This window comes from Streptomyces sp. JH14, from assembly GCF_029428675.1.
In the GTDB taxonomy this organism is placed as follows: Bacteria; Actinomycetota; Actinomycetes; order Streptomycetales; family Streptomycetaceae; genus Streptomyces.
The window spans coordinates 4,796,136-4,818,621 of record NZ_JAJNEL010000001.1 but is presented as its reverse complement, the minus strand read 5'-3'; the positions used below and the strand labels follow the sequence as shown (position 1 = coordinate 4,818,621).

Here is a 22,486-nt window from a genome sequence, read left to right as displayed (position 1 = left end):
GGGCGGGGGTGCGCGCCGCGAACTGTCGACGCTACGCCAGCGGGGGCATGCAATGTGGCGAGTCCGCTGCGTCGATCGTCACGTTCCACATCGCCCGGACGGTCCCGCAGAGGGTGCACCCGAGTGCCGGGCAACCCGGAAATCAGCAGGTCAGGGGCGGATCAGGAGGTACGTCGCGCAGTCGCTCCCGTACGTCGCACGGGCCCGGCGCCTCCCGTGGCGGAGCCGAATGGCGGAAGCTGTCAGGTGTGAGCTTCCCCCGTCCTGTCCCCCGCCCCGGTCACGCCGTCCCACCGCGCGCGCTTCATGTCGAGGCGTGGCACGTGGCCGGCCGCGCTGCGGGACGCCTCACGCAGCGGGGTGCTCTCCTCGCGGTAGTGGTCCAGCGCCTGCAGTTCGTGGCCGGGGAGGAGTGCCCCGTCGGCACGGACCACACGCCACCAGGGCGCCGCACCGCCGTACAGCGCCATGACCCGGCCGACCTGGCGCGGGCCGCCCTCACCCAGCCACTCCGCGACATCGCCGTACGTCATGACGCGGCCGGGCGGAATCAGGTCGGCGACGTCGAGCACGCGCTCGGCGTACTCGGGAAGCTCGTCGGGCGCCCGGTCGTCCGTCGCCCCGCCGCCGCTCGTCCGTTGTTCGCTCATCCGACCCATGGTGCCGTAGGCCACCGACAGCCCGGACCGGACGGCGACCGAGCGGACCGTACACCTACGTTCACTGAGTGTGCACGCACGGGCAAAGGGGCGTATGTTGCGCATCGCGCAACCGTGCAATGCACCCTGATGCCCCTCTCTGCCTCCGGGCCGTGCCACCATCATGCGGGCGGTGACCGGTGATACGAGAACACGAAGACCAATCAGAGGCGACGAAGGAGCAGGGCGTGCAGCCACCGAAGGCGGCGGACGCCTCTGATGCCGAGCCTCGCCCGGAGAAGGGGCAGGACCGGACCGAGGCACCGGAGGAGAAGGACCGGGCCGAGGTACCCGACCAGGAGACGAAGCCCGATCGGCAGCAGTTCCCGGAGACGGCGCCCGAGCGGGAGCACCATCTGGTCGGCTCCACCCTCTCCACCGTCGCCGAGGCCGAACAGGCCGACCGCGTCTCCGGGGACGAGCCGCTGCTCCCCGCGCGCGTGCACCGCCCTTCCGACCTCATGCGGCTCCTCGTCGGCGTGCTGGCGATCGCCGTCCTGATCTCCATCGCCGCATTCGCCCACGGCACGACCACCGGCCTCGAACACGACATCAACAAGGGCACGGACCAGGCGCCCGACGTCCTGATCAAGCTCGCCGGTCTGGTCTCCAGCATCGCCGTGCTCCTCGTGCCCGTCGCCTTCGCCATCGAGCGGCTGATCAAACGTGACGGGCTGCGGATCGCGGACGGGGTCCTCGCCGCCGTACTCGCGCACGGGGTGACGCTCGCCACCGACCTCTGGGTCGCCAAGTCCGCCCCCGGCACCATTCAGGACGCTCTCACCCAGCCGCAGCCCGGTGACGCGCTCACCGATCCCGTGCACGGCTATCTCGCGCCCGTCATCGCCTATATGACGGCGGTCGGAATGGCGAGACGGCCGCGCTGGCGGGTCGTGCTGTGGGTGGTGCTGCTGCTGGACGCCTTCGCCATGCTGGTCGGCGGCTATACGACTCCGTTCTCGATCATCCTGACCGTACTGATCGGCTGGACCGTGGCGTACGGCACGCTGTACGCGGTCGGCTCGCCGAACGTCCGGCCGACCGGTCAGCATCTGATGGCCGGTCTGCGCCACGTCGGTTTCCGGCCGGTCACCGCGATGCGCGCCGACGACACCCCCGACTCCGGCGACCACAGCGACCGGGGCCGCCGCTATCTGGTCTCACTGGAGGACGGTCCACCGCTGGACGTGACGGTCGTCGACCGTGAACAGCAGGCGCAGGGCTTCTTCTACCGGGTGTGGCGCAGGCTCACCCTGCGCGCCTTCACCCAGCGCCGGTCCATCCAGTCGCTGCGCCAGGCGCTGGAGCAGGAGGCGCTTCTCGCGTACGCGGCGATCGCCGCCGGGGCCAACGCCCCCAAGCTGATCGCCACCTCCGAGCTCGGTCCCGACGCCGTGATGCTGGTGTACGAGCACATCAGCGGACGTTCCCTGGACGGGCTGGAGGACGCGGAGATCACCGATGACCTGGTACGCGGCGCCTGGTGGCAGGTGAGGGCGCTGCAGTCGCGGCGGATCGCGCACCGCAGGCTCACCGGCGACGCGATCCAGGTGGATCGTTCCGGCACGGTGTTCGTCACCGATCTGCGGGGCGGCGAGATCGCGGCCGGTGATCTGGTGCTGCGGATGGACATCGCCCAGCTCCTCACCACCACCGGCCTGCGGGTGGGAGCCGAGCGGGCCGTCGCCGCCGCGCTCGAGGTCCTCGGCCCCGATGCCGTCGCCGACTGTCTGCCGCTGCTCCAGCCGATCGCGCTGAGCCGGTCGACCCGGGCGGCGCTGCGCAGGCTCGCCCGGGAGCGGTCGCAGCGCGAACGGGAGGCGGTCCTCGAGGCGTCGGACGCGGCCAAGCGCGCCAAGGTTCAGGAGTCCGAGGCGCTGGAACGGGAAGGGACCCCCTCGGTCCCCGCCGACCGCAAGGCTCTGCGCAGTGAGAAGCAGGCGGAGAAGCGCGCCGAGAAGCGCGCCATGGACGATGCGCTGGACGAGGCTCGCGAGGAGGATCTGCTCACCCAGATCCGCCGCCAGGTGCTGCTGATCCGGCCGCAGGCGCCTGTCGAACCGGTCCGGCTGGAGCGGATCAAGCCGCGTACGCTCCTGAGCTTCATCGCCGGTGCGATCGCCGCGTACTTCCTGATCTCGCAGGTCACGGAGGCCGACTTCGGTGCGGTCGTCGAGCAGGCGGAGTGGGGCTGGGTGGCGGCGGCGCTCGGGTTCTCGGCGCTCAGTTACATCGCGGCCGCGATGAGCCTGCTGGGGTTCGTGCCGGAGCGGGTTCCGTTCGGCAGGACCGTGCTGGCACAGGTGGCCGGCTCGTTCGTGAAGATCGTGGCGCCGCCCGCCGTCGGCGGGGTGGCGCTGAACACCCGGTTCCTGCAGCGTTCCGGGGTGCGCCCGGGGCTGGCCGTCGCGAGTGTCGGCGCCTCGCAGCTGTTCGGGCTCGGCTGCCACGTGCTGCTGCTGGGTGCGTTCGGCTATCTGACCGGCACCGAGAAGACCCCGTCCTCGCTCACCCCGTCCAGGACGGTGATCGCGGGACTGCTGACGGTCGCGGTGCTGGTGCTCGTGGTGACCGCGATTCCGTTCCTGCGGAAGTTCGTGGTGACACGGGTACGGTCGCTGTTCGCCGGAGTCGTACCGCGGATGCTCGACGTCGTGCAGCGGCCGCAGAAACTGCTCACCGGCATCGGTGGGATGCTGCTGCTGACCGGCCTGTTCGTGATGTGCCTGGATGCGTCGATCCGGGCGTTCAGCGGTCCCGACGTACCGCAGCTCAGCTACGCGAGCATCGCGGTCGTCTTCCTCGCCGGCAACGCGCTGGGGTCGGCTGCGCCGACCCCGGGCGGGATGGGTGCGGTCGAGGGTGCGCTGACGCTGGGTCTGATCGCGGTCGGTCTGCCCAAGGAGGTTGCGGCGCCCGCCGTACTGCTGTTCCGGCTCATGACGTTGTGGCTGCCGGTCCTTCCCGGCTGGATCTGCTTCAACCACCTGACCCGCAAGGGCGCCCTGTAGGACCTGGTTCACCGATACGGACTACGGCCCGGCCTCCCCACCCTCAACCACCCGCATGGACCGGTGCCCCGCGCGCCCGCCGGTACCCCGCCGCACGATGGGGCGATGAGCACCTCCCCCGCCCTGCGCGCCGCGGCCCTCGCCGCCACCGCCACCGTTCTGCTGCCCCTCGCCGCGTGTTCGGATGCCGGCAGCGACCCAGCGGCCGGTACGGGCCGCATAACGAGCTCGCCCCATGCGGCCAACGCCGCCGAAACGACCGCGCCCGGCGACCTGGCGTCCCAGAAGCTGGAGTGGAAGCCCTGCCCCGCCCCGTCCGCGGCCGAGGGCGGCGGCACCGCCCCCTCCCCGCTGCCCGGTGGCGCCGCCTGGGAGTGCTCCACCATGCGCGTGCCGCTCGACTACGCGAAGCCGGACGGCGACACCATCGAGTTGGCGCTCATCCGCGCCAGGGCGATCAACCCGAGCCGGCGGATCGGCTCGCTCATCTTCAACTTCGGCGGCCCCGGCGCCTCAGGCATCACCACGCTGCCGGCCTTCGGCACCACGTACGACAAGCTCCGTGCCCGCTACGACCTGGTGAGCTTCGATCCGCGCGGGGTCGGCCGCAGCGAGGGCGTGGAGTGCCTGGACGACAAGCAGCTCGACGCCTACTTCCAGAGCGACCTCACCCCGGACGACGCCGCCGAGGTGCAGGCCTTCGCCAAGGGACAGCAGAAGTACGTGGCGGCCTGCAAGAAGAACTCCGGCAACAAGCTCCCCTACGTCGGCACCACCAACGCCGCCCGCGACATGGACCTGATGTACCGGGTGCTCGGCGACAAGAAGCTGAACTACTTCGGCATCTCGTACGGTACCGAACTGGGCGGCGTCTACGCCCACTTGTTCCCGAAGAACGTCGGCAGGGCGGTGCTCGACGCGGTCGTCGACCCGACCGAGAACTACGAGCAGTCCTCCCTCGGCCAGGCAAAGGGCTTCCAGCTGGCCCTGGACAACTTCACGAAGGACTGCGCGGACCGCGGCGACGCCTGTCAACTCCCCGGTGCGACCGGCAAGGAGGTCGAACTGTGGATCGCCGACCTTCTCCAGCGGCTGGAGAAGCGGCCGATCCAGGGGCTCGGCACCCGGAAGCTGACACAGACCCAGGCCGTCACGGGTATCGCGGCCGCCCTCTACTCCAGGGAGACCTGGAACCTGCTGGAGCAGGGGCTCGACGAGGCGGACGGCGGGAACGGCGCACTGCTCCTGGCCCTCGCCGACTCGCTGAACGGCCGCTCCGACGACGGGCAGTACAACAACTTGTCGCCCGCCAACACGGCCATCAACTGCACCGACTCCAAGCAGCGGTTCAACGTCGACGAGGCGAAAACGAGGCTCCCCGAGTTCCAGAAGGCTTCGGCGATCTTCGGCAGCTATCTGGGCTGGGGTCTGGTGGCGTGCAACGGCTGGCCGGTGCCCGGCGCCTGGGACACCCCGGACGTCAGCGCCCCCGGCGCGGCCCCTGTCCTGGTCATCGGCAACACGGGTGACCCGGCGACCCCGTACAAGGGCGCGAAGGCGATGGCCGACGAGCTGGGTCAGGGCGTGGGGGTGCAGATGACGTACGAGGGTCAGGGGCACGGCGCGTACAACAGCGGCAATGCCTGTGTGCAGAAGGCGGTGGGCGGCTACCTGATGGACGGAAAGGTACCTGCGGCCGGCACCGTCTGCCGCTGAGGGGCTGTCGGCGGCGGCCACTAGTGCCGTGTCAGCCAAGGTTCGCCCGTCGCGACGCGGCACTAGCATGGCTCGCACGCCGTACACACGGGCCCATCGGGGAGGGACGTCCACGTGGTTCACCACGCACGCGCCGGGGTGCTGGCTGCCGCCGCACTGCTGCTGACGGGGGCGCTGGCGGGCTGCGGGGGTGCGGATCCGACGGCGGACGGGAAGACGGGCAGCAGCGCGTCGCCCTCGTCCGCCGGAGCCTCGAAGGCGGCGTCCGGCGCTCCGTCCGACGGGGCGGACCAGAAGCCCGGGGCACTGCCCGCTCTGCCGGCGGGCCTCACCTCCCAGCGGCCGGCCTGGAACCGCTGCAAGGCCGTCGGGGGCGAGAGCGCACCCGGTTCCGACTGGAGGTGTGCGACGGTCGAGGTTCCGCTGGACTACGCGGAGCCGGCCGGTGACACGATCAGGATCGCACTGATCCGCAAGGAGGCCCGGGACAAGGGCCGCCGGCTCGGCTCGATGCTGTTCAACTTCGGCGGCCCCGGTGGTTCGGGCGTCTCCATTCTGCCGCGCGCCGCCGGCTCGTACGGGAAGCTCAACGCCCGCTACGACCTGGTGAGTTTCGACCCGCGCGGGGTCGCGGCCAGCTCCGGGGTGAACTGTCGCACGGACCGGGAGCAGGAAGACGCCGCCCGGAAGATCGACATGACTCCGGACACGGCGGCGGAGGAGGCGGCGTTCATGAAGGACGGCGCGGACTTCGGCGCCGGCTGCGAGCGCCGCTCGGGCAAGGTCCTCCCATTCGTCGGTACGACGAATGCCGCGCGGGACATGGATCTGATCCGCGAGGTGCTCGACGACAAGAAGCTCGCCTACTTCGGCATGTCGTACGGGACGGAGCTCGGCGGTACGTACGCGCACCTCTTCCCGGAACACGTGGGACGCACGGTTCTCGACGCGGTCGTCGACCCGACCGCCGACGCGATCGGGCACGCCCGCAACCAGACGACGGGCTTCCAGCGGGCGCTGGAGAACTACTTCAAGAACCGCGGCCAGGACCCGAAGGCGGGCACTCATCGCATCACGCAGCTGCTGGAGCGGATCGACGGCAAGCCGCTGCCGACCGGCTCAGGCCGGAAGCTCAACGAGACCCTGGCCCTCACCGGCATCGTGACGCCGCTCTACTCCAAGAGCAACTGGCCCGTCCTGACGCAGGCGCTGGACGAGGCCGAGAAGCAGGGCACCGGCAATCTGCTCCTGCAGCTGGCGGACTCGTACAACGGCCGTGACGAGAACGGGCACTACGACACCCAGAACCACTCGCAGCGCGCCATCTCGTGCGCCGACAGCAGGCTGCGGCCGACGGCGGCCGATGCGAAGGCGCTGCTGCCCGAGTTCCGGAAGCTGTCCCCGGTCTTCGGTCCGTTCCTGGCGTGGGACACGGCCGGCTGGTGCTCCGGCTGGCCGGTGAAGGGGGAGCACGACACCCCGGAGGCGAGCGCTCCGGGCGCCGGTCCGATCCTGGTCGTCGGGACGACCGGTGACCCGGCGACGCCCTACGAGGGCGCGCAGAAGATGGCTGACGAGCTGGGCAAGGACGTCGGCATCATGCTCACCAACAAGGGCGAGGGCCACGGCGCGTACGGCGAGAGCGCGTGCGTGACGTCGGCCGTGGACGCGTACTTCCTGGACGGGAAGGTCCCGGCGAACGGCACGACCTGCTCGTAGGGGAGGTCGTGCCTACGGCGAAGGGGCCGGTCCGCGGTGTGCGGACCGGCCCCTTCGAAGCGTTCGGCCCCGGTAAAGGAGGCTCAGTACACCGGCTTCTCGGGCTCGATCTGGTTGACCCAGCCGATCACGCCACCGCCGACGTGCACCGCGTCGGCGAAGCCCGCCGACTTGAGGACCGCGAGGACCTCGGCGCTGCGGACACCCGTCTTGCAGTGCAGCACGATGCGCTTGTCCTGCGGGAGGTCCTGCAGGGCGTTGCCCATCAGGAACTCGTTCTTCGGGACCAGCTTCGCGCCGGGGATCGAGACGATCTCGAACTCGTTCGGCTCGCGGACGTCGATGATCTCGATCTTCTCGTCGGCGTCGATCCACTCCTTGAGCTGCTTCGGAGTGATCGTGGAGCCGAGCGCCGCCTCCTGGGCCTCTTCCGACACGACGCCGCAGAAGGCCTCGTAGTCGATGAGCTCGGTGACGGTCGGGTTCTCGCCGCAGACCGCGCAGTTCGGGTCCTTGCGAACCTTGACCTGGCGGTACTGCATCTCCAGGGCGTCGTAGATCATCAGCCGGCCGACCAGAGGGTCGCCGATGCCGGCGAGCAGCTTGATGGCCTCGTTGACCTGGATGGAGCCGATGGACGCGCAGAGCACGCCCAGCACGCCGCCCTCGGCGCAGGACGGAACCATGCCCGGCGGCGGCGGCTCGGGGTAGAGGCAGCGGTAGCAAGGACCGTGCTCGGACCAGAAGACGGACGCCTGTCCGTCGAAGCGGTAGATCGAGCCCCACACGTACGGCTTGTTCAGCAGCACCGCGGCGTCGTTGACGAGATAGCGGGTGGCGAAGTTGTCCGTGCCGTCCACGATCAGGTCGTACTGGGCGAAGATCTCCATCACGTTGTCGGCTTCGAGCCGCTCTTCGTGAAGGACCACGTTCACGTACGGGTTGATGCCCAGGACCGAGTCCTTGGCGGACTGGGCCTTGGAGCGGCCGATGTCGGCCTGGCTGTGGATGATCTGGCGCTGCAGGTTCGACTCGTCGACCTCGTCGAACTCGACGATGCCGAGCGTGCCGACACCGGCCGCGGCCAGGTACATCAGGGCCGGCGAGCCGAGACCGCCGGCGCCGACACAGAGCACCTTCGCGTTCTTCAGCCGCTTCTGCCCGTCCATCCCGACATCCGGGATGATCAGGTGGCGGGAGTACCTGCGGACCTCGTCGACGGTGAGCTCAGCGGCGGGCTCGACCAGGGGTGGCAGCGACACAGGAACCTCAACAATGCAGGTGGTCGGTTTATACGTACTTCATCTGCGTACGGTTCTTATTGCAGTAACACTGCCACGCCCCCCGTCATTCCGAGATACCAGGTCCGATCCGCGAGACGATTTCGTCCCAGTACCCGGGCAGTGCCGCGAATGGGTCGGTTTGCCCGCCGTGGTGGGAGCGGACCGTGCGGTCGGTGAAGAAGATCGTCCCGGCCCCCTGCCAGCGGGCGATCCGCATGGCCTCGTCGAGGTGGGTGCGCGGCACACCGTGCACGAAGTGCGCGAAGCGCCCCGGCGGGTAGTCGGCGGTCCACTCCGCCACCTGCGACCAGCGGTAGTCGGTCCATGCCCCGGAGAAGGTGACCAGTTGGTCGGCCGTCTCGGCGTAGCCGGGGTACGGATGGGTCCCGTGCCCGAGCACCAGCAGCCCGCTTTCGGCCTCCTCGCCCCCGTGGTCCAGGCCGCCTTCCAGGAGCGCGGCGAGCCCGCTGGTGAGGCGGCGGACCGCCGGGAGGTCGGCGCGCTCGGCCGGGCACCGGTCGAGATAGAAGCCGTCGACGCGGTACCAGTCGAGGAAGGACTGCGCGTCGGCGACCAGTTCACCGAACGGGCGGTTGCCGAAGGCCAGATCGAGATGGCCCAGCAGCCGTCCGGCGCCCGCCCGGACGGTGTCCTGCACGGCCCCGCTGCGCACGGCCCGGTCCCGGGCGTTGCGGAGCCGGCCCGCGGCCTCCAGGCAGTGCGGGTCGGGGCGGGCACCGGGGCCGGCGTCGACGTTGAGGACCGCCCAGTGCAGCGGGGTGCCGGGGCGGGTCAGTTCGGCCCATTCGGTGGGCGCGAGCAGCGGATGCGCGTACCCCGGCACGCCGAAGCCGAGCTGGTCGGCGCCGCTGGTGCGGCGGGCGGTTCCGGTACGGGTCAGATGCGGCATGCCGCCTCCATCCAGATGTCGGCGAGGGACTCCTCGAGATTGATCCGCGGACGCCAGCCGAGCCGGTCGCGGGCGGTGCGGACGTCCGCCTGCTGCCAGGCACCGCAGCCGTCGGGGTACGGCGACGGGGTCGCCGAGAGATGTTCGATGACGGACTCGGCGGAGGTGCGGGGGGCGCCGATGGGGAGCCGGGCGGGCGGTGTGTCGAGCTCGTGGAGCGCACCCGGGTAGCCCGCGACCTTGGCAAGCACGGCGGCCGCGTCGCGCAGCCGCACGGCCCGGCCGGTCCCGATGTTCACGACGCCCTGCGCGGCGGAGAGCGAGGCCGCGTGCACGGCGCGGGCGACGTCCCGTACGTCGACGAAGTCGCGCTGCACCCCGAGGCCGCTGAGCTTCAGTTCGCCGTCGCCGGACTGCATGGCGCGGCGCATCGCCTCGGCGAGCCGGCCCAGCGGGGAGCCGGCCGGGGTACCGGGGCCGACCGGCGAGAAGACCCGCAGCACGACGGCGTCGAGGCCGGAGCCGAGGACGAGTTCGGTGGCGGCGAGCTTGGAGACCCCGTACGGGCCGCCGGGACGCGGGACGGCGTCCTCCGCGGTCGACGAACCGGGCTGCGAGGGCCCGTACTCCGAGGAACAGCCCAGCTGGACGAGGCGGGCGCTGCAGCCGCTGCGGCGCATGGCCTCGCAGACGGTGGCGACGGCGACGGTGTTGTGGCGGGTCAGATCGCGGGCACCGCCGCGGGTGGCACCCGCGCAGTTGACGACGACTCCGGGGTGGACGGCGTCCAGGAAGCGGGTGAGCGCTCCGGGGCTGCCGCCGGCGAGGTCGAACCGTACGTCGGCATCGTCGCCGCGGCCGAGCGCGGTCAGGTGCACCGCGGGGTCGGCGAGCAGCCGGTCGGCCACGAACCGGCCGAGAAAACCATTGGCTCCGAGCAGCAGAACCCTCATCGTGCGCCCCCTTCGAGCCGACGGCGGCCTACCGGTGCGAGGGTTTGGGCGGTCATGTCCGGTGTCTCCTTGGGGAGGTTGCGATCAGTACGGAACAGGCACCCGCGGCGTCGGCTCCGCGGGGTCGTGCGGGGTTACGCGAGGGTGTGGGCGGAGGCCCTGGAGAGAGCGACGGTGGCGTGGACCAGCAGCCCGAGCGCGGCTGCGCCGCAGGCGAGGGCGGGCACGGCTCCGGTGCCGCCCGCCGCGATGACGGCGTCGACGGGGCGTGCCACGAAGTGGAGGCCGGGCAGCCGGCCGGTCAGGATCAGGGCGGGCGCCGCCGCTTCGACGGCGCAGGCGGCGGCGAGTCCGGTGGTGGCGGGCTCGGGAAAGCCGTGGACGGTCAGCAGCCGGGCCAGCAGGAGCAGTGCGCCGAGGGCGGCGGCCGCGACGAGGGAGCCGCCGCCTCCGTACCCGAGGTCGGCGAGGCGGAGCAGTCCGGTGAGAACGCAGAGGAAGAGTGCGACGGTCCCGAAGAGCAGAGGGCGCACCCCTGCCGCGAACTCCTCCAGCGCGCGGCTTCCGGCGAGTTTGCGCTGTGCGTGTACGGAAAAGAGGTGCGCGCACCAGGCTGCCGGGGCGACGGCGAGCGCCAGTCCCAGAAGGGGTGCGGGCGTGATCGACCAGGGTCCTTCGGGGCCGCCGCTGAGCACCTGGTGGAGCAGGGCGTCGCCGTAGAGGACGTAGCCGAGGAGCCAGTAGCCGTAGACCGGAGCAGCGGCCGAGGAGTGCCCCTCGACGGCGCGCAGGGGGCCGTTGCGCAGGCACAGGCTGAGGCCGACGAGCGCGACAAGGGTCCCGCCGAGGGTCACGGTGAGCCGCGCCCCGCCGCCGAGCACCCCGTCGGTGAGGCGCAGCGCGACGGCGGTCGCGATGCAGGCGGCGCCGGGCAGCAGCGCGAGGAGCGTCCAGGCGGCGCGCGTCTCGATGTCACGCATCGGTGCGGGCGCGGGCGCACGACCGGGCTCGCCCGCGACGGTGGGCACCCGTGCGTAGAGCTCCTCGGCGAGGGAGAAGACATCGCGGTGGCGGTAGCGGGCGGCGGTGCGGTCGGTGACTCCGTGGGCCTCCAGCCCGGCGGCGATCTCCAGCGGGTCGACGGCGCGTTCGCAGAGCTCGCGGTGGCGGTGCATGAGCGTCTTCACGGGGTCGACGGGCCCGCGCCGGGACGTACTGAGCTTGCGCGCGGGGACGGCGGAGGGGTGCCCGACCTCGGGGGCACGGCGGGTGTCGGCGGGGGTGGACCGAGGCGTCGGTGGGGCCGTGGCCACGTGCGTGCTCTCGGAGGGACGCGTGGGCGCGGGCGCGACCCCGGCCGCGGGTTTGAGCGGGCGCGTGTCCTCGGACGCGGGCTCGGGTGCGGGCGTGGCCATAGGTGCGTCCTCGGGCACATGCGCGACCTCGGCCGCCGTCGACGCGGGCGCCGCTTCGGCCGCCTCCGGCTCGGCGGTCGGGGGGTGCCCGTGGCCCGAGGCCGCATCCGCTTCCTCGTCCCGATCCGGGCTCGGAGCAGCGTCCCGATCGACGCCCCGATCCGGGTTCGGGCGCCCGCCCCGCCCTGTCGGCCGTCCCATGACCGACACCGCCCCGGCCCCGGAGCGGCCCGGCATCACCTGCCCCGTCCCGGGCAGGCCCGGCACCTCCGACAGCGGTGCGGACAGGTCCCACATCGGTGCGGAGATCTCCGCGACCTGTGCCTCGGAGACCAGGGCCCCTGCGCGAGGGTCCCGGTTTCTGCCGGACATCGGTGTGCCGACGGGTGCCTCGGTCGGGCGGCCGCCCATGGGTGTTCCTGCGTGTTGTTCGCCTGCTGCGCCGGACGCACCCGGCCGGCCCGCCCTCGCGTTCGTCTCCTGCTCACACATCGCCGTCCCCCGTACCTCGCGCGCCCGCGCACACGCCCTCGGTGGCCCAGCTCGGGGTGCGCTGACCGGCCGCGGACGGGACGGGGGCCGTCCAGCTGCCCAGCACATGGGCCTCCGGCGGCGTCGCGAACGGGCGCGGGACACCGTTCGCCTCCAGCGCGTCCGTCGGGCGCACCGGGGCCCGCGAGATCAGGTCCAGGTAAATGCCGCGAAATGCCGCAAGATTCTGTTCGACGGTGAAGAGTTCGAGCGCGCGGGCGCGCGCCGCCGCGCCGAGTCGTGCACGGCGCTCGGGGTCGTGCAGCAGCGCGATGCACGCGTCGGCGAGCGCTCGCGGGTTGCGCGGGGGCACCACCAGCCCCGTACCGCCGATGACTTCGACGACCGCTCCGACGTCCGTCGACACCGTGGCCCGTCCGCAGAACATCGCCTCGACCAGGCTGATCGGGAAGCCCTCGACCACGCTGGAGAGGACCACGATCCCGCCCGCGGCGTACGCCTCGGCCAGGTCCGGGAGGTCGGCGTCGCCGATGTCCTCGAAGGAGACGGGGTTGTCCCCGACGGCATGTGCGTCGGCGGCCTCGTCAGGGAAGAGCTGGGCGGCGAACGCCCGGCAGTGGGCGAGGTACGTCGTCCCCTCCGGGCCCGGCGCCGTCGCGCCGACGATGCGCAGCCGCGCGTCCGGTTCGGCCTTCCGTACCTCGGCGAAGGCGTGCAGCAGCGCGATCAGGTCCTTGGCGGGTTCGACCCTGCCGACCCAGACCAGCGTGTCGGGTCCGCCGTCGTCGTCGCTCTCGCCGAGCGCGGCGAAGCGGGCGGCCTCCATGCCGGGGTAGACGGTACGCAGCTTGGCCGGGTCGGCGCCGCACCGCTCCTGCCAGCGGCGGGCGTGCGTGTTGCCGGGGGTGATGAGCGCGGCCTGCCGGTACACCTCGGCGGCGAGCCGCCGGTGGAAGCCGGCGAGCAGGGCGCGTACCGCCGCGCTCAGCGGTGTGCCGGTCGCGGCGAGGTAGTGCGCCCGCAGCTGCACACCGTGCTCGGTGACCAGCAGCGGTACTCCGAAGAAGCGTTTGGCCAGCAGCCCCGGCAGCGCGGCGGCGCCGCCGGAGGTGGCGTGGCAGACGTCGACCGCGCCGAGACTCTCCTCGTCGTACCAGTCGAGCGAGAGGGGCCTCAGGACACGGTCCAGCTCGGCGGTGAGGGCGAGGAGGTCGGGGACGGTCGCGGTCTGGACCGTGCGGCTCGTGCCCGGGGCGCGGCAGGCGGCCTCCAGCACCCGGACGGCGGCCTCCGAGCGGAGGGCAGCGGTGAGTCCGCCGTGGTCGCGGGCCAGTTCGGCGAGTCCGTAGAGCCCGTCGGTGAACTGCGCATCGGCGGCGCCGGGGGCGCTCGTACGGCGCACGCCCTCCTCGTCGTCGCCCGCCGTCTCCGTCGTGCAGATCGACGTCGCGAGCGCGGTGAAGGACGCCCTGAAGCGGCGCCGTTCGCGCCGTCCGTAGGGCCGGCCGCCCCCGCCGGTCAGCAGTCGGGCGAGCAGACCCTTGGGGGTTCGGCCGCCCAGGATGTCCTCGTCGGCCATCCACAGCGGCGCCGTCCGCACCCGGCTGACCTGGTGCGGGAGCTGCACCCAGCCCTGGGCCTCCTGCTCGGCGGAGCGGCTGAGCGCATAGAGATCGAACTCATGCTGCGCCAGCCCGCGCACCAGACGGTCGCACCAGAGTCTGGACTCACCGGTCGCATACGGATAACCACCGTCGGTGAGGAGCCCGATCCGCACGAGTGCACCCCCGATCTCCCTTGTGGGCGGCCGCCGTCGGATCGGCGACTCACAGCGGGACGACCGTAAGCGGATATTCGGGTGGCGCGATGGACGGTTGTCCATCGCGCCACCGAAAGGGGTGAACCGTCGTAACTTTCCCGCCCCGGTAGCGTTCTGTCGCGCTATGAGCGGGATCGGTTACGTTGGGTCAGGCTGCGGCCAGCTCCTTGCGAGCCGCGCGGCGCACGGCGGCGAGCGCCGGATCGAGCGAGGGCACAGCGGCCAGGAGCTGCTTGGTGTACGGGTCCTGGGGCGCCCCGTACACCTCGTCGACACGCCCCTGCTCGACGATCCGGCCCTGCCGCATCACCGCGACCCGGTCGCTGACCTGCCGTACGACCGCGAGGTCGTGGGCGATGAAGACCAGCCCGAGGCCGAGTTCGCGCTGCAGCTCGGCGAGGAGCGCGGTGACCTGTGCCTGGGTGGTGACATCGAGCGCGGAGACCGGTTCGTCGCACACGATCAGCTTGGGGTCGGCGGCGAGCGCACGGGCGATGCCCACACGCTGGCGCTGTCCGCCGCTGAACTCGTGCGGGTAGCGGTCGTACCGGTCGGGGTCGAGGCCGACGCGTTCCAGCAGTTCCTGGACACGCGCCCGGATCCGGGTGTCGTCGAGTGCGCCCGCCGCGCGCAGCGGATCGGCGACGGATTCACCGATCGAGCGGCGCGGGTTGAGCGAGGCGACGGGGTCCTGGAAGACCATCTGGAGCTCGCGCCGGTGCGGGCGCAGCGCCTTGTCCGACAGCGATCCGATCTCCGTGCCCCGGTAGTGGAGCCGGCCCGCGGTCGGGTCGAGGAGGCGTACGAGCATCCGGCCGAGGGTCGTCTTGCCGCTGCCGCTCTCGCCGACGATGCCGAGCGTCTCGCCGGGGTGGACGGTCAGCGAGACGCCGTCCACGGCGGTGACCCGGTCACGGCCCCGCCCGAAGGCGCGTCGCAGATCGACGGCTTCGAGCAGGGGCTCACCCACCGGAGCGACCTGGGGCGCGGCTGTTTCCCGTGCCGGCCCGGCCACGTCGGCGACGCGAGCCGCCGGCACGCGTGCCCCCGCCCGCACCGGACGCTCCGCGTCCACCCGCGGTACCGCCGCCAGCAGGTCGCGCGTGTACGGCTGCCGGGGAGCGCCGAGCACCTCGGCGACCGAGCCGCGCTCGACCTCACGGCCCGACTGCATGACCAGCACGTCGTCGACGCTCTCCGCCGCGACCCCCACGTCGTGGGTGACCAGCAGCAGGCCCATTCCGGTCTCCTTGCGCAGGGTGTGCAGCAGGTCGAGGATCTGGGCCTGGACGGTGACGTCCAGCGCGGTCGTCGGCTCGTCGGCGATCAGCAGCTCCGGCTCGCAGGCCACCGCCATCGCGATCAGCGCGCGCTGCCGCATCCCGCCGGAGAACTCGTGCGGCCGGGACCGTGACCGCCGTGCCGCGTCGGGGATGCCGACCCGGTCGAGCACGTCGACGGCCCGCGCCCGCGCCGCCCGCCGCGAGGCACGCGTATGGACCCGGTACACCTCGGCGATCTGGTCGCCGACCGCGTAGTAGGGGTCCAGCGACGACAGCGGGTCCTGGAAGACCATCGCGGCCTTTGCGCCGCGCAGCGCCCGCAGTTCCGCGTCGTCCGCCGTCTGTACGTCCACGCCGGCGACCCGGATCGAGCCGCCGACCGCGGCCCCGGTCCCCCGGTGAAGCCCGAGCAGGGCGTACGCCGACGCGCTCTTGCCCGAGCCGGACTCGCCGACGACGCCGAGCGCGGCGCCCGCCTCCAGGGTGAAGGAGAGGCCGTCCACGGCTCGTGCGCCGTCCGCTCCGTCGAAGGTGATCGTCAGATCGGATACCTCGACCAGGCTCATGCCAGCACCACCCGACGGTCGGCCATCGCCTGGAGAATGTCCGCGACGGCATTGGCTAGGACGACGAAGAAGCCGGTGACGAGCACCAGGCCGACGACGACCGGAAGGTCGACGTTCTTCACGGCTTCGACGAGTTCGCGTCCGACGCCGGGGATGTTGAAGAGTGATTCGGTGAGCACGGCGCCGCCGAACATCGAGCCGATGTCCAGTGCGCCGAGCGCGATCACGGGGCCGAGAGCGCCGCGCAGCGCGTGCCGCCCGACGAGCCGCCGTTCACTGACGCCGTACGCGCGGAAGGTGCGTACATGGTCCTCGGCGAGGGTCTCCAGCATCGACGCCCGGGTCATCCGGGCGTACGGAGCGGCGGAGACCAGGGCCAGCGAGACCCAGGGCAGCAGCAGGTTCCAGGCCCACTGTTCCGGGTCCTCGGTGAGCGGTACGTAGTCGGGGAACGGCAGCAGTTGCAGCGCCGAGCAGAAGACGATGATCAGCAGCAGGCCGACGACGAAGACGGGTGTCGCCGTGCCGGCCAGGGTCAGTCCGGTGAGGAGCCGCTCGGTCGCCCGGCCGCGCCGCCACACCGAGAGCAGCCCGGTGCCGACGCCGACCACGATCCACAGCACGAAGGCGCCGATGGCGAGCGAGGCGGTGGCCGGGAGCTTGGTGAGGATCATCTGGGTCACCTGCTCGTCGTTCTGGTACGAGCGTCCGAGGCAGGGTGCCGGGCAGTGCAGGATCCCGGTGCCGGTCGAGTAGTCGCGGCCGGCGAAGATCCCCTGGAGGAAGTGCGCGTACTGCAGATACAGCGGGTCGCCGAGCCGCAGCTGGTCGCTGACCTGTGCGACCTGGGCGGGCGAGCAGCGCGGACCGCAGGCGATCTGTGCGACGTTGCCCGGGGCGACGTAGAACGCGGCGTAGACGACGACGCTGAGGGCGAGGAGCACGAAGAGCGCCCCGCCGAGGCGCCGCAGCAGGAACCGGCTCATGCTCCGGCCTCCTTCTTGCGTCCGGTGCCGACCCGCAGCCGGGAGGCGACGCGCGGGTCGAGTGCGTTGCGTACGCCCTCGCCGAGGATGGTCAGCGCCAGCACGGTGATGAAGATCAGCAGGGCGGGGATCAGCAGATACGTGGGCGCCGCCTGGTACCAGGTGTCGGCGTCGCTGAGCATCTGCCCCCAGGACGGCGTGGGCGGCTTGATGCCGACGCCGAGGAAGGACAGCGCCGCTTCGACGACGATGTTGCCGGGGAAGAGCAGCACGGCGTACGTGATGACGGGTGCGGCGAGCGCGGGCAGCAGTTCGCGCCGGGCGATGCGCACCCCTCGCCAGCCGCTGAGCCGGGCGGCCGCCACGTGGTCGAGCGACTTCAGCACGAGGGTCCGGGCGCGCACGATCTTGGAGATGCCGGACCAGCCGACGAGTCCGACGATCGTGGCGATCAGCACCGGACGCGGAAAGTCCGCGGGGACGACGGCGAGCGCGCCGAGCGCGATCACCATGACGGGCAGGGCGACGACGACGTCGGTGACGCGGCTGAGGACCTGGTCGACGAAACGGTTGCCGAGCCCGGCGGCGAGACCGACGGCCAGCCCGATGATCACCTGGAGCAGGGTCGCGGCGAGCGCGACGCCGAGGGACACCCTGGCGCCGTACACCACGCGGGCGAAGAGATCGCGGCCGGTGAGCGGTTCGACGCCGAGCCAGTGGTCGGCGCTGATCCCGCCGTACGAGCCCAGCGGCACGCCGCCGGTCGCGGAGTCGACGAGGTTCGCGTGGTACGTGGTGGGGTCCTGGCCCTCGATGCCCGCGAGCAGCGGGGCGGCGAGGGCGACCAGGACCAGCAGCGCGACGACGACGGCCGCCACAGCGGCGGACCGCCGGGCGCGCAGCCGCCGCCAGAACGAGGAGGCCCCGGAGGCGGGGGCCCGCACGGCCCCCGCCTCCTTGACCAGCAGAGCTTCGGCCATGGCTACTTGACCGCGACCTGCGAGATGTCGAGAACGCCGGTCCAGTCGCTGATGACGACGTTCTTGACCGCCTCCCCGTAGAGACGCTTGTAGACGGGGTGGAACAGCGGCACGGTCACCGCCTGCTCCCCGATCTTCTTGTCGAGTGCGCCCCAGCGCTTGGCGGCCGCGCTCAGGTCGGTCAGCTTGTTGATCTCGTCGACCTCCTTGTTGACGGAGGCGTCGTCGAGCTGGGAGGCGTTGAAGTTGTAGCCGTTCTTGACGATCTGGCGTCCGTCGAAGATCGGTGCGAGGAACGGACCGCCGGACGGCCAGTCGGCGCCCCACCCGGTGAGGAAGAAGCCGGGCTCGCTCTTCACGTTGTAGACCGTGTCCGAGTACGCGTTGGACTCCAGGCCCTGGAGCTTGACCGTGATCCCGGCCTTCTTCAGCGCCTCCTGGATCGCGGTGGCGATCTCCGGGCTGGTGGCGAAGTTCTTGTCGTTGGAGTGCGTGAGGGTGACGGTCAGGCCCTTGGCGTAACCGGCCTCCTTCAGCAGTTCCTTGGCCTTGGCCGCGTTGCCCGTCTTACCGGCGGGGAAGGCGTCGTAGGCCTGGTAGCCGAAGGACGCCTGCTCCGGCAGGAAGGTGGTGGCGGGCTCGGCGAGCGAGGAGCCGCCGGCCGCGTTGACGACCGAGGTGCGGTCGACGGCGTACGAGATCGCCTGACGCACCTTCGGGTTGTCGAACGGCTTCACCTTCGGGTTGAAGGCGATGTAGTTGGTGTAGCCGAAGTGGCCGGTGCCGACGCGGGCGGCGAGCTTCTTGTCGCCGGTGACCTTGGCGAGCTCGGCCGGGCCCAGGTTGGTGTCGGTGGTGACGGCAGCGGCGTCGGCGCCCCGGGAGGCGGAGAGCCGCTGGTTGATGACGGCGGAGTCGAGGCCGGAGCGCACGTCGATACGGTCCGGGTACGCCTTGCGCTCCTCGTCGGTCGCGGCCGACCAGTACGTGTTGCGCTCCAGGACGAGGCGCTCGCCGTCGCCCTCGTTCTTGACGACCTTGTACGGCCCCGAGGAGATCGGGTGGTTCTCGTACTTCGTGCCGGTGTCCTTGGCCTTCGGTACGGGGGTCGTCTGGGTCTGCGTCGCCAGGTAGGGGAACTCGCCCTCCGGCTTGTTGAGGTGGAAGACGATCGTCTTCGCGTCGGGCGTCTCGATCGAGGCGAGGCCCTTCTTGTCCTTGTACGGACCCTGGTAGTCGGCCCCGCCGATCAGCCAGTCGCGCAGGTAGGGCGCACCGCCGGAGAGTTCGGCGGCGAAGGAGCGCTCGATGCCGTACTTGATGTCGGCGCTCGTGATCGCGGTGCCGTCCTCGTACTTCAGGCCGTCCTTGAGCGTGTACGTCCACACGGTGGCGTTCTTGCTGGGCGTGCCCAGGTCGGTCGCCAGGTCGGGGACGACCTTCGCGCCGGCTGCACCGCCCTCACGGTTGCGGGTGGTCAGCGTACGGAAGACCAGGGACGGGACGTTGCCTCCGCCCGAGGTGTACAGCCGCGCCGGGTCGAAGTCCTCCTGCGGGCTGCGGTTGAGGACGGTGAGCGTGCCGCCCTTGGCGGGCTTGCCCGCCGCGCCGGAGCCGGCGTCGCTGCCCTTGCTGTCCTGGGGGCCGCAGGCCGCGGCGCCCGAACCCACGACGAGAACCACGACGGCCGCTGCCACGCGGCGCGATATGACGGACGGTTGACGCATCGGAAGATGACCTCTCGGAGTACTGCCTGCGGAGAAAAGCGGAAGGGGGTCCGCGCAGGCTGCGGCGAGAGTGGGAACGAATCAACCGGCCGTCATCGGAAAAGGAGGGCCGGAAAACCGAAACTGCCGCGCCTGCGGACGTATGCACACCGGGCGCGGCGGTCGGAAAGGGCCGTTCGGACCGAGACCAGGGCTCGGAGCAAGGGGCCGACGCGCGCTCGGGCAGGCGTCAGCAACAGTGAATGTCGGCGACGCTGAGCCCGGTCACGCCGATGAGCGCCAGCACAAAGGCGGCGCGCTCGGAGGTGACAGGGCTGCGTGACATGCCGAGAAATATGCGCGACCGGATCAGCGATGTCAACGCAGGAATGAGACGCCGTCTCACATGGTGGACGTCATCCTGGGCGGCCGTCTCTGCGCCCCGGGCGCGGACACCGGAAGACCCTCGGCCCAGGGGCGGCCCGGCGAGCACCGGCGGACACCCGCACCCCGGGTCAACTGACCGGGTACACCCAGGCGTTGGGGCGGCACTTGATCCCGTCGATGTCCAGCGACTTGGTCTGCTGCTGCATGACCGGAGCCAGCGCTCCGGGCGTGCGGCAACTCACATGGTTGTGCCCCAGTCGGTGGCCGACCTCGTGGTTGATCAGCATCTGGCGGTAGGAGAAGAGCTTCTCCGGGCCGAACGTCGACGACCCCTGTGCCCAGCGATAGGCGTTGATCATCACGCGCTCGGTCGCCGCGGAGTCGCACGAGACGTTGTCCTCGGTCGTGTCGAGTCCCGACTTCCTGCACCAGTCGCCGGTGGTTCCCGGACTGGCCAGAGTGATGACGAAATCAGGGTCGCCCGAGGAGATCCGCTCAAACGTCATGGCGCCGTCGTGCGCCCAGCTGCGGTCGTCGTTGAGGGTTTTCTGAACCGCTTCGGCGAAGAGTCCGGCATCGAGACCCAGACCCTTTTCGATATCGATCCGATAGCGGTACTTGTGCCCCTTGCCCGGAGCTTTCGCCGAGCCCGGGACCACCTCGAAACGCCCGGAACCCTTCAGTTCCGGGTCGAGCGGATAGGCCTTGGCCATCTTCTGCGCGTACGAGAGCGGCTTGACCGCGGCCTTTGTCGGCGTCGGCCGGTCGTCCGAACGCGAAGGGGTGTCGACGCCGCCGTTGCGGTCCACGCCGGACGGCGCCATGGCGACGCCGACCCGCGCGCTGCCGTCGTGGGCGACCTGTCCGGCGACGACGACCGCAAGCACGGTGGTCACCGCCGCGGCCGCGATACCGGTGAAGGTACGGCCCTTGGTGCTCCTGCCGTCCTTGGCGTCCTCGGCCCCGTCGAGGTCTTCGCCGGGGGGCCGCTCGTCCCATTCGCCGACCGAGCTGTACGGATCGTCCGACGGGGCCCGCGGCGAGGGCGGCGTGAGCGAGGCCGGCGGTGCGTCGAAGACATCGACGAACTCCCGTCGCGGCCCCGGTATCAGCGGTCGCTCATCGACCGCCTGCTGCTGGGCCGTCCGCGGATACTGCGGCGCCGGCGACCGCCGGGAGGACAGGGGCGCACGCTCGAACAGCGACTGCCCGGACATCGACGGCGCGGCCGTCGGCGGCTGCTGGGACATCGGCCGGGCCGCCCCCGGGCCCCGGCCCGGGCCACCGCCACCGGGCCGCCCCGGAATCTGCCAGTCGCCGTACCGCTGCTGCGTGCCGGTTCCCCAGCCGCCACCCGGTTCACGCTGCTCGGGGTGGCCACCGCGCACCTGGGGGACCCCCTGGTACGGCGTGTGCCCGTCCGTGCTGCCGGGCTGCGCGTCGGCCGCCCTCCGGCGCCGGCCGCTGCCGGGCTGCGGCCGGACCCCCTCGCGGCCGGCGCCTGCGTTCGCAGCGGCGGCATCGCTCTCGGGTCCCTTGGGTTGAGGGCCTTTTCGACTGTGTCGTCCCACGCCCCGAATCAGCTCCTGCCGCGTTCGTCGAGCAGTTCCCGGAACGCCTGGGCGACCGTCTCCGGGTACTCCATCATCGCCACGTGCCCGGCTTCGGGCAGTGTCAGCAGCCGCGAATCGCGGAAAGTCGCGGACGCCCTGCGTGCCATCCGGTACGAGACGAGCTGGTCCCGTCCGCCGTACACGAGCTGGGTCGGAGCGAGTACGCGCTCGGCCTGGCGCCACAGCCCGTGCTGCCCGCCCAGCGTGTACGCATCGACGATGCCACGCGCCGAGCGCGTCATCGCGTCCCAGAAGTACGGCAGCTCCAGCCGTCGCTCCATTTCGGCCACCGCATCACGGAAGCCGGCCTCGGAGACACGTGCCGGATCGCCGTAACAGAGTGCCATGACTCCGCGGGTGCGTTCTTCCGCGGTCCAGTCCTTCGTCATCCGGGAGAACAGGGTTGCGGCACCCGGAAGCGCGAGCAGGGCGGTCGGCACGGCGGGCCACTGCACCCGGATCTCCGGCAGTGCGGGCGAGATCAGAGTGAGTGTGCGCACCAGATCGGGACGGACGGCCGCGACCCGGGTCGCCACCGCGCCGCCGAGCGAATTGCCGAAGAGATGGACGGGACCGCGCTCCCCCGCGTCGAGGAGCCGGATCACCGCGCGGGCATGGCCGGTGACCGAGTAGTTGCCGTCGTCCGGCGGCGGGGAGTCCCCGAACCCGGGCAGATCGACGGCCTCGCCGTCCACCACGTCCTGGAGCAGCTCCATCAGCGCCGACCAGTTCTGCGAGGAGCCGCCGAGCCCGTGCACATACAGCGCCGGCTCCAGGCCGGCCTGCTGCGGCGGCCTGGAGCGGATGCTCAGCGTCAGTCCGGGTAGGGCGACGGAGTGCAGCTTCTCCCCCTCGGCGACCCGGACGGCGCGCCCCGGGGGGACCACGGCGGCAGAGACGTGGACTCCCGGCAGCTCGGTCGAAGACATGCGCCAATGTTACGAGACGA

The 22,486-nt window shown here is 71.5% G+C and carries 16 protein-coding genes; 3 read left to right on the top strand and 13 right to left on the bottom strand.

Annotation, left to right across the window (positions count from 1 at the left end):
- Window positions 1-242 precede the first annotated feature (242 nt).
- Window positions 243-650, bottom strand: a complete 408-nt coding sequence (locus LRD69_RS21905) for an MGMT family protein (protein ID WP_277328249.1) — start codon at window positions 648-650, stop codon at window positions 243-245.
- Between the two features lie 236 nt (window positions 651-886).
- Here LRD69_RS21905 and LRD69_RS21900 point away from each other — a divergent pair, with 236 nt between their 5' ends.
- From LRD69_RS21900 to LRD69_RS21890, 3 genes are all read left to right on the top strand, one after another.
- Complete coding sequence (locus LRD69_RS21900) at window positions 887-3,709, top strand: lysylphosphatidylglycerol synthase domain-containing protein (RefSeq protein WP_277328248.1); 2,823 nt, start codon at window positions 887-889, stop codon at window positions 3,707-3,709.
- A gap of 105 nt (window positions 3,710-3,814) precedes the next feature.
- Window positions 3,815-5,425: an alpha/beta hydrolase gene (locus LRD69_RS21895; protein ID WP_277328247.1), complete on the top strand. Its 1,611-nt coding sequence runs from the start codon at window positions 3,815-3,817 to the stop codon at window positions 5,423-5,425.
- 114 nt (window positions 5,426-5,539) lie between these two features.
- A complete protein-coding gene (locus tag LRD69_RS21890) occupies window positions 5,540-7,144 on the top strand; it encodes an alpha/beta hydrolase (protein WP_277328246.1) in 1,605 nt (534 codons plus the stop codon).
- A gap of 83 nt (window positions 7,145-7,227) precedes the next feature.
- On the opposite strand, the gene moeZ is transcribed toward LRD69_RS21890, so the two are convergent.
- The 12 genes from moeZ to LRD69_RS21835 all read right to left on the bottom strand — a co-directional run bounded on the left by moeZ (window position 7,228) and on the right by LRD69_RS21835 (window position 22,466).
- A complete protein-coding gene (gene moeZ, locus LRD69_RS21885) occupies window positions 7,228-8,406 on the bottom strand; it encodes an adenylyltransferase/sulfurtransferase MoeZ (RefSeq protein ID WP_277328245.1) in 1,179 nt (392 codons plus the stop codon).
- 85 nt (window positions 8,407-8,491) lie between these two features.
- A complete protein-coding gene (locus tag LRD69_RS21880) occupies window positions 8,492-9,337 on the bottom strand; it encodes a spherulation-specific family 4 protein (protein ID WP_277328244.1) in 846 nt (281 codons plus the stop codon).
- Complete coding sequence (locus LRD69_RS21875) at window positions 9,325-10,290, bottom strand: NAD-dependent epimerase/dehydratase family protein (protein WP_277328243.1); 966 nt, start codon at window positions 10,288-10,290, stop codon at window positions 9,325-9,327. Before LRD69_RS21875 ends, LRD69_RS21880 begins: the two co-directional genes overlap by 13 nt.
- Window positions 10,291-10,424: 134 nt before the next feature.
- Window positions 10,425-11,705 carry a hypothetical protein gene (locus tag LRD69_RS21870; protein ID WP_277329834.1) on the bottom strand — a complete coding sequence of 427 codons (1,281 nt, stop codon included), beginning with the start codon at window positions 11,703-11,705 and terminating at the stop codon, window positions 10,425-10,427.
- Between the two features lie 484 nt (window positions 11,706-12,189).
- A complete protein-coding gene (locus LRD69_RS21865; RefSeq protein WP_277328242.1) occupies window positions 12,190-13,974 on the bottom strand; it encodes a DUF3492 domain-containing protein in 1,785 nt (594 codons plus the stop codon).
- Window positions 13,975-14,164: 190 nt separating this feature from the next.
- Window positions 14,165-15,865 (bottom strand): ABC transporter ATP-binding protein, encoded by a 1,701-nt coding sequence (locus tag LRD69_RS21860; protein ID WP_277328241.1) that lies wholly within the window; start codon window positions 15,863-15,865, stop codon window positions 14,165-14,167.
- Window positions 15,862-16,851: an ABC transporter permease gene (locus tag LRD69_RS21855; RefSeq protein WP_277328240.1), complete on the bottom strand. Its 990-nt coding sequence runs from the start codon at window positions 16,849-16,851 to the stop codon at window positions 15,862-15,864. The genes LRD69_RS21860 and LRD69_RS21855 overlap by 4 nt, the downstream gene beginning before the upstream one ends.
- Window positions 16,848-17,831 (bottom strand): ABC transporter permease, encoded by a 984-nt coding sequence (locus LRD69_RS21850; RefSeq protein WP_277328239.1) that lies wholly within the window; start codon window positions 17,829-17,831, stop codon window positions 16,848-16,850. Before LRD69_RS21850 ends, LRD69_RS21855 begins: the two co-directional genes overlap by 4 nt.
- Before the next feature lie 2 nt (window positions 17,832-17,833).
- Window positions 17,834-19,558 (bottom strand): ABC transporter substrate-binding protein, encoded by a 1,725-nt coding sequence (locus tag LRD69_RS21845; protein ID WP_277328238.1) that lies wholly within the window; start codon window positions 19,556-19,558, stop codon window positions 17,834-17,836.
- A gap of 229 nt (window positions 19,559-19,787) precedes the next feature.
- Entirely contained in the window at window positions 19,788-19,883 is a 96-nt protein-coding gene (locus LRD69_RS31065) for an Ms4533A family Cys-rich leader peptide (protein ID WP_328887213.1), read from the bottom strand.
- 169 nt (window positions 19,884-20,052) lie between these two features.
- A complete protein-coding gene (locus tag LRD69_RS21840; RefSeq protein WP_277328237.1) occupies window positions 20,053-21,495 on the bottom strand; it encodes a DUF3152 domain-containing protein in 1,443 nt (480 codons plus the stop codon).
- A gap of 8 nt (window positions 21,496-21,503) precedes the next feature.
- The gene (locus tag LRD69_RS21835; RefSeq protein WP_277328236.1) at window positions 21,504-22,466 is read right to left on the bottom strand and encodes an alpha/beta hydrolase; all 963 of its coding nucleotides are present in this window, start codon (window positions 22,464-22,466) and stop codon (window positions 21,504-21,506) included.
- Window positions 22,467-22,486: the final 20 nt, after the last annotated feature.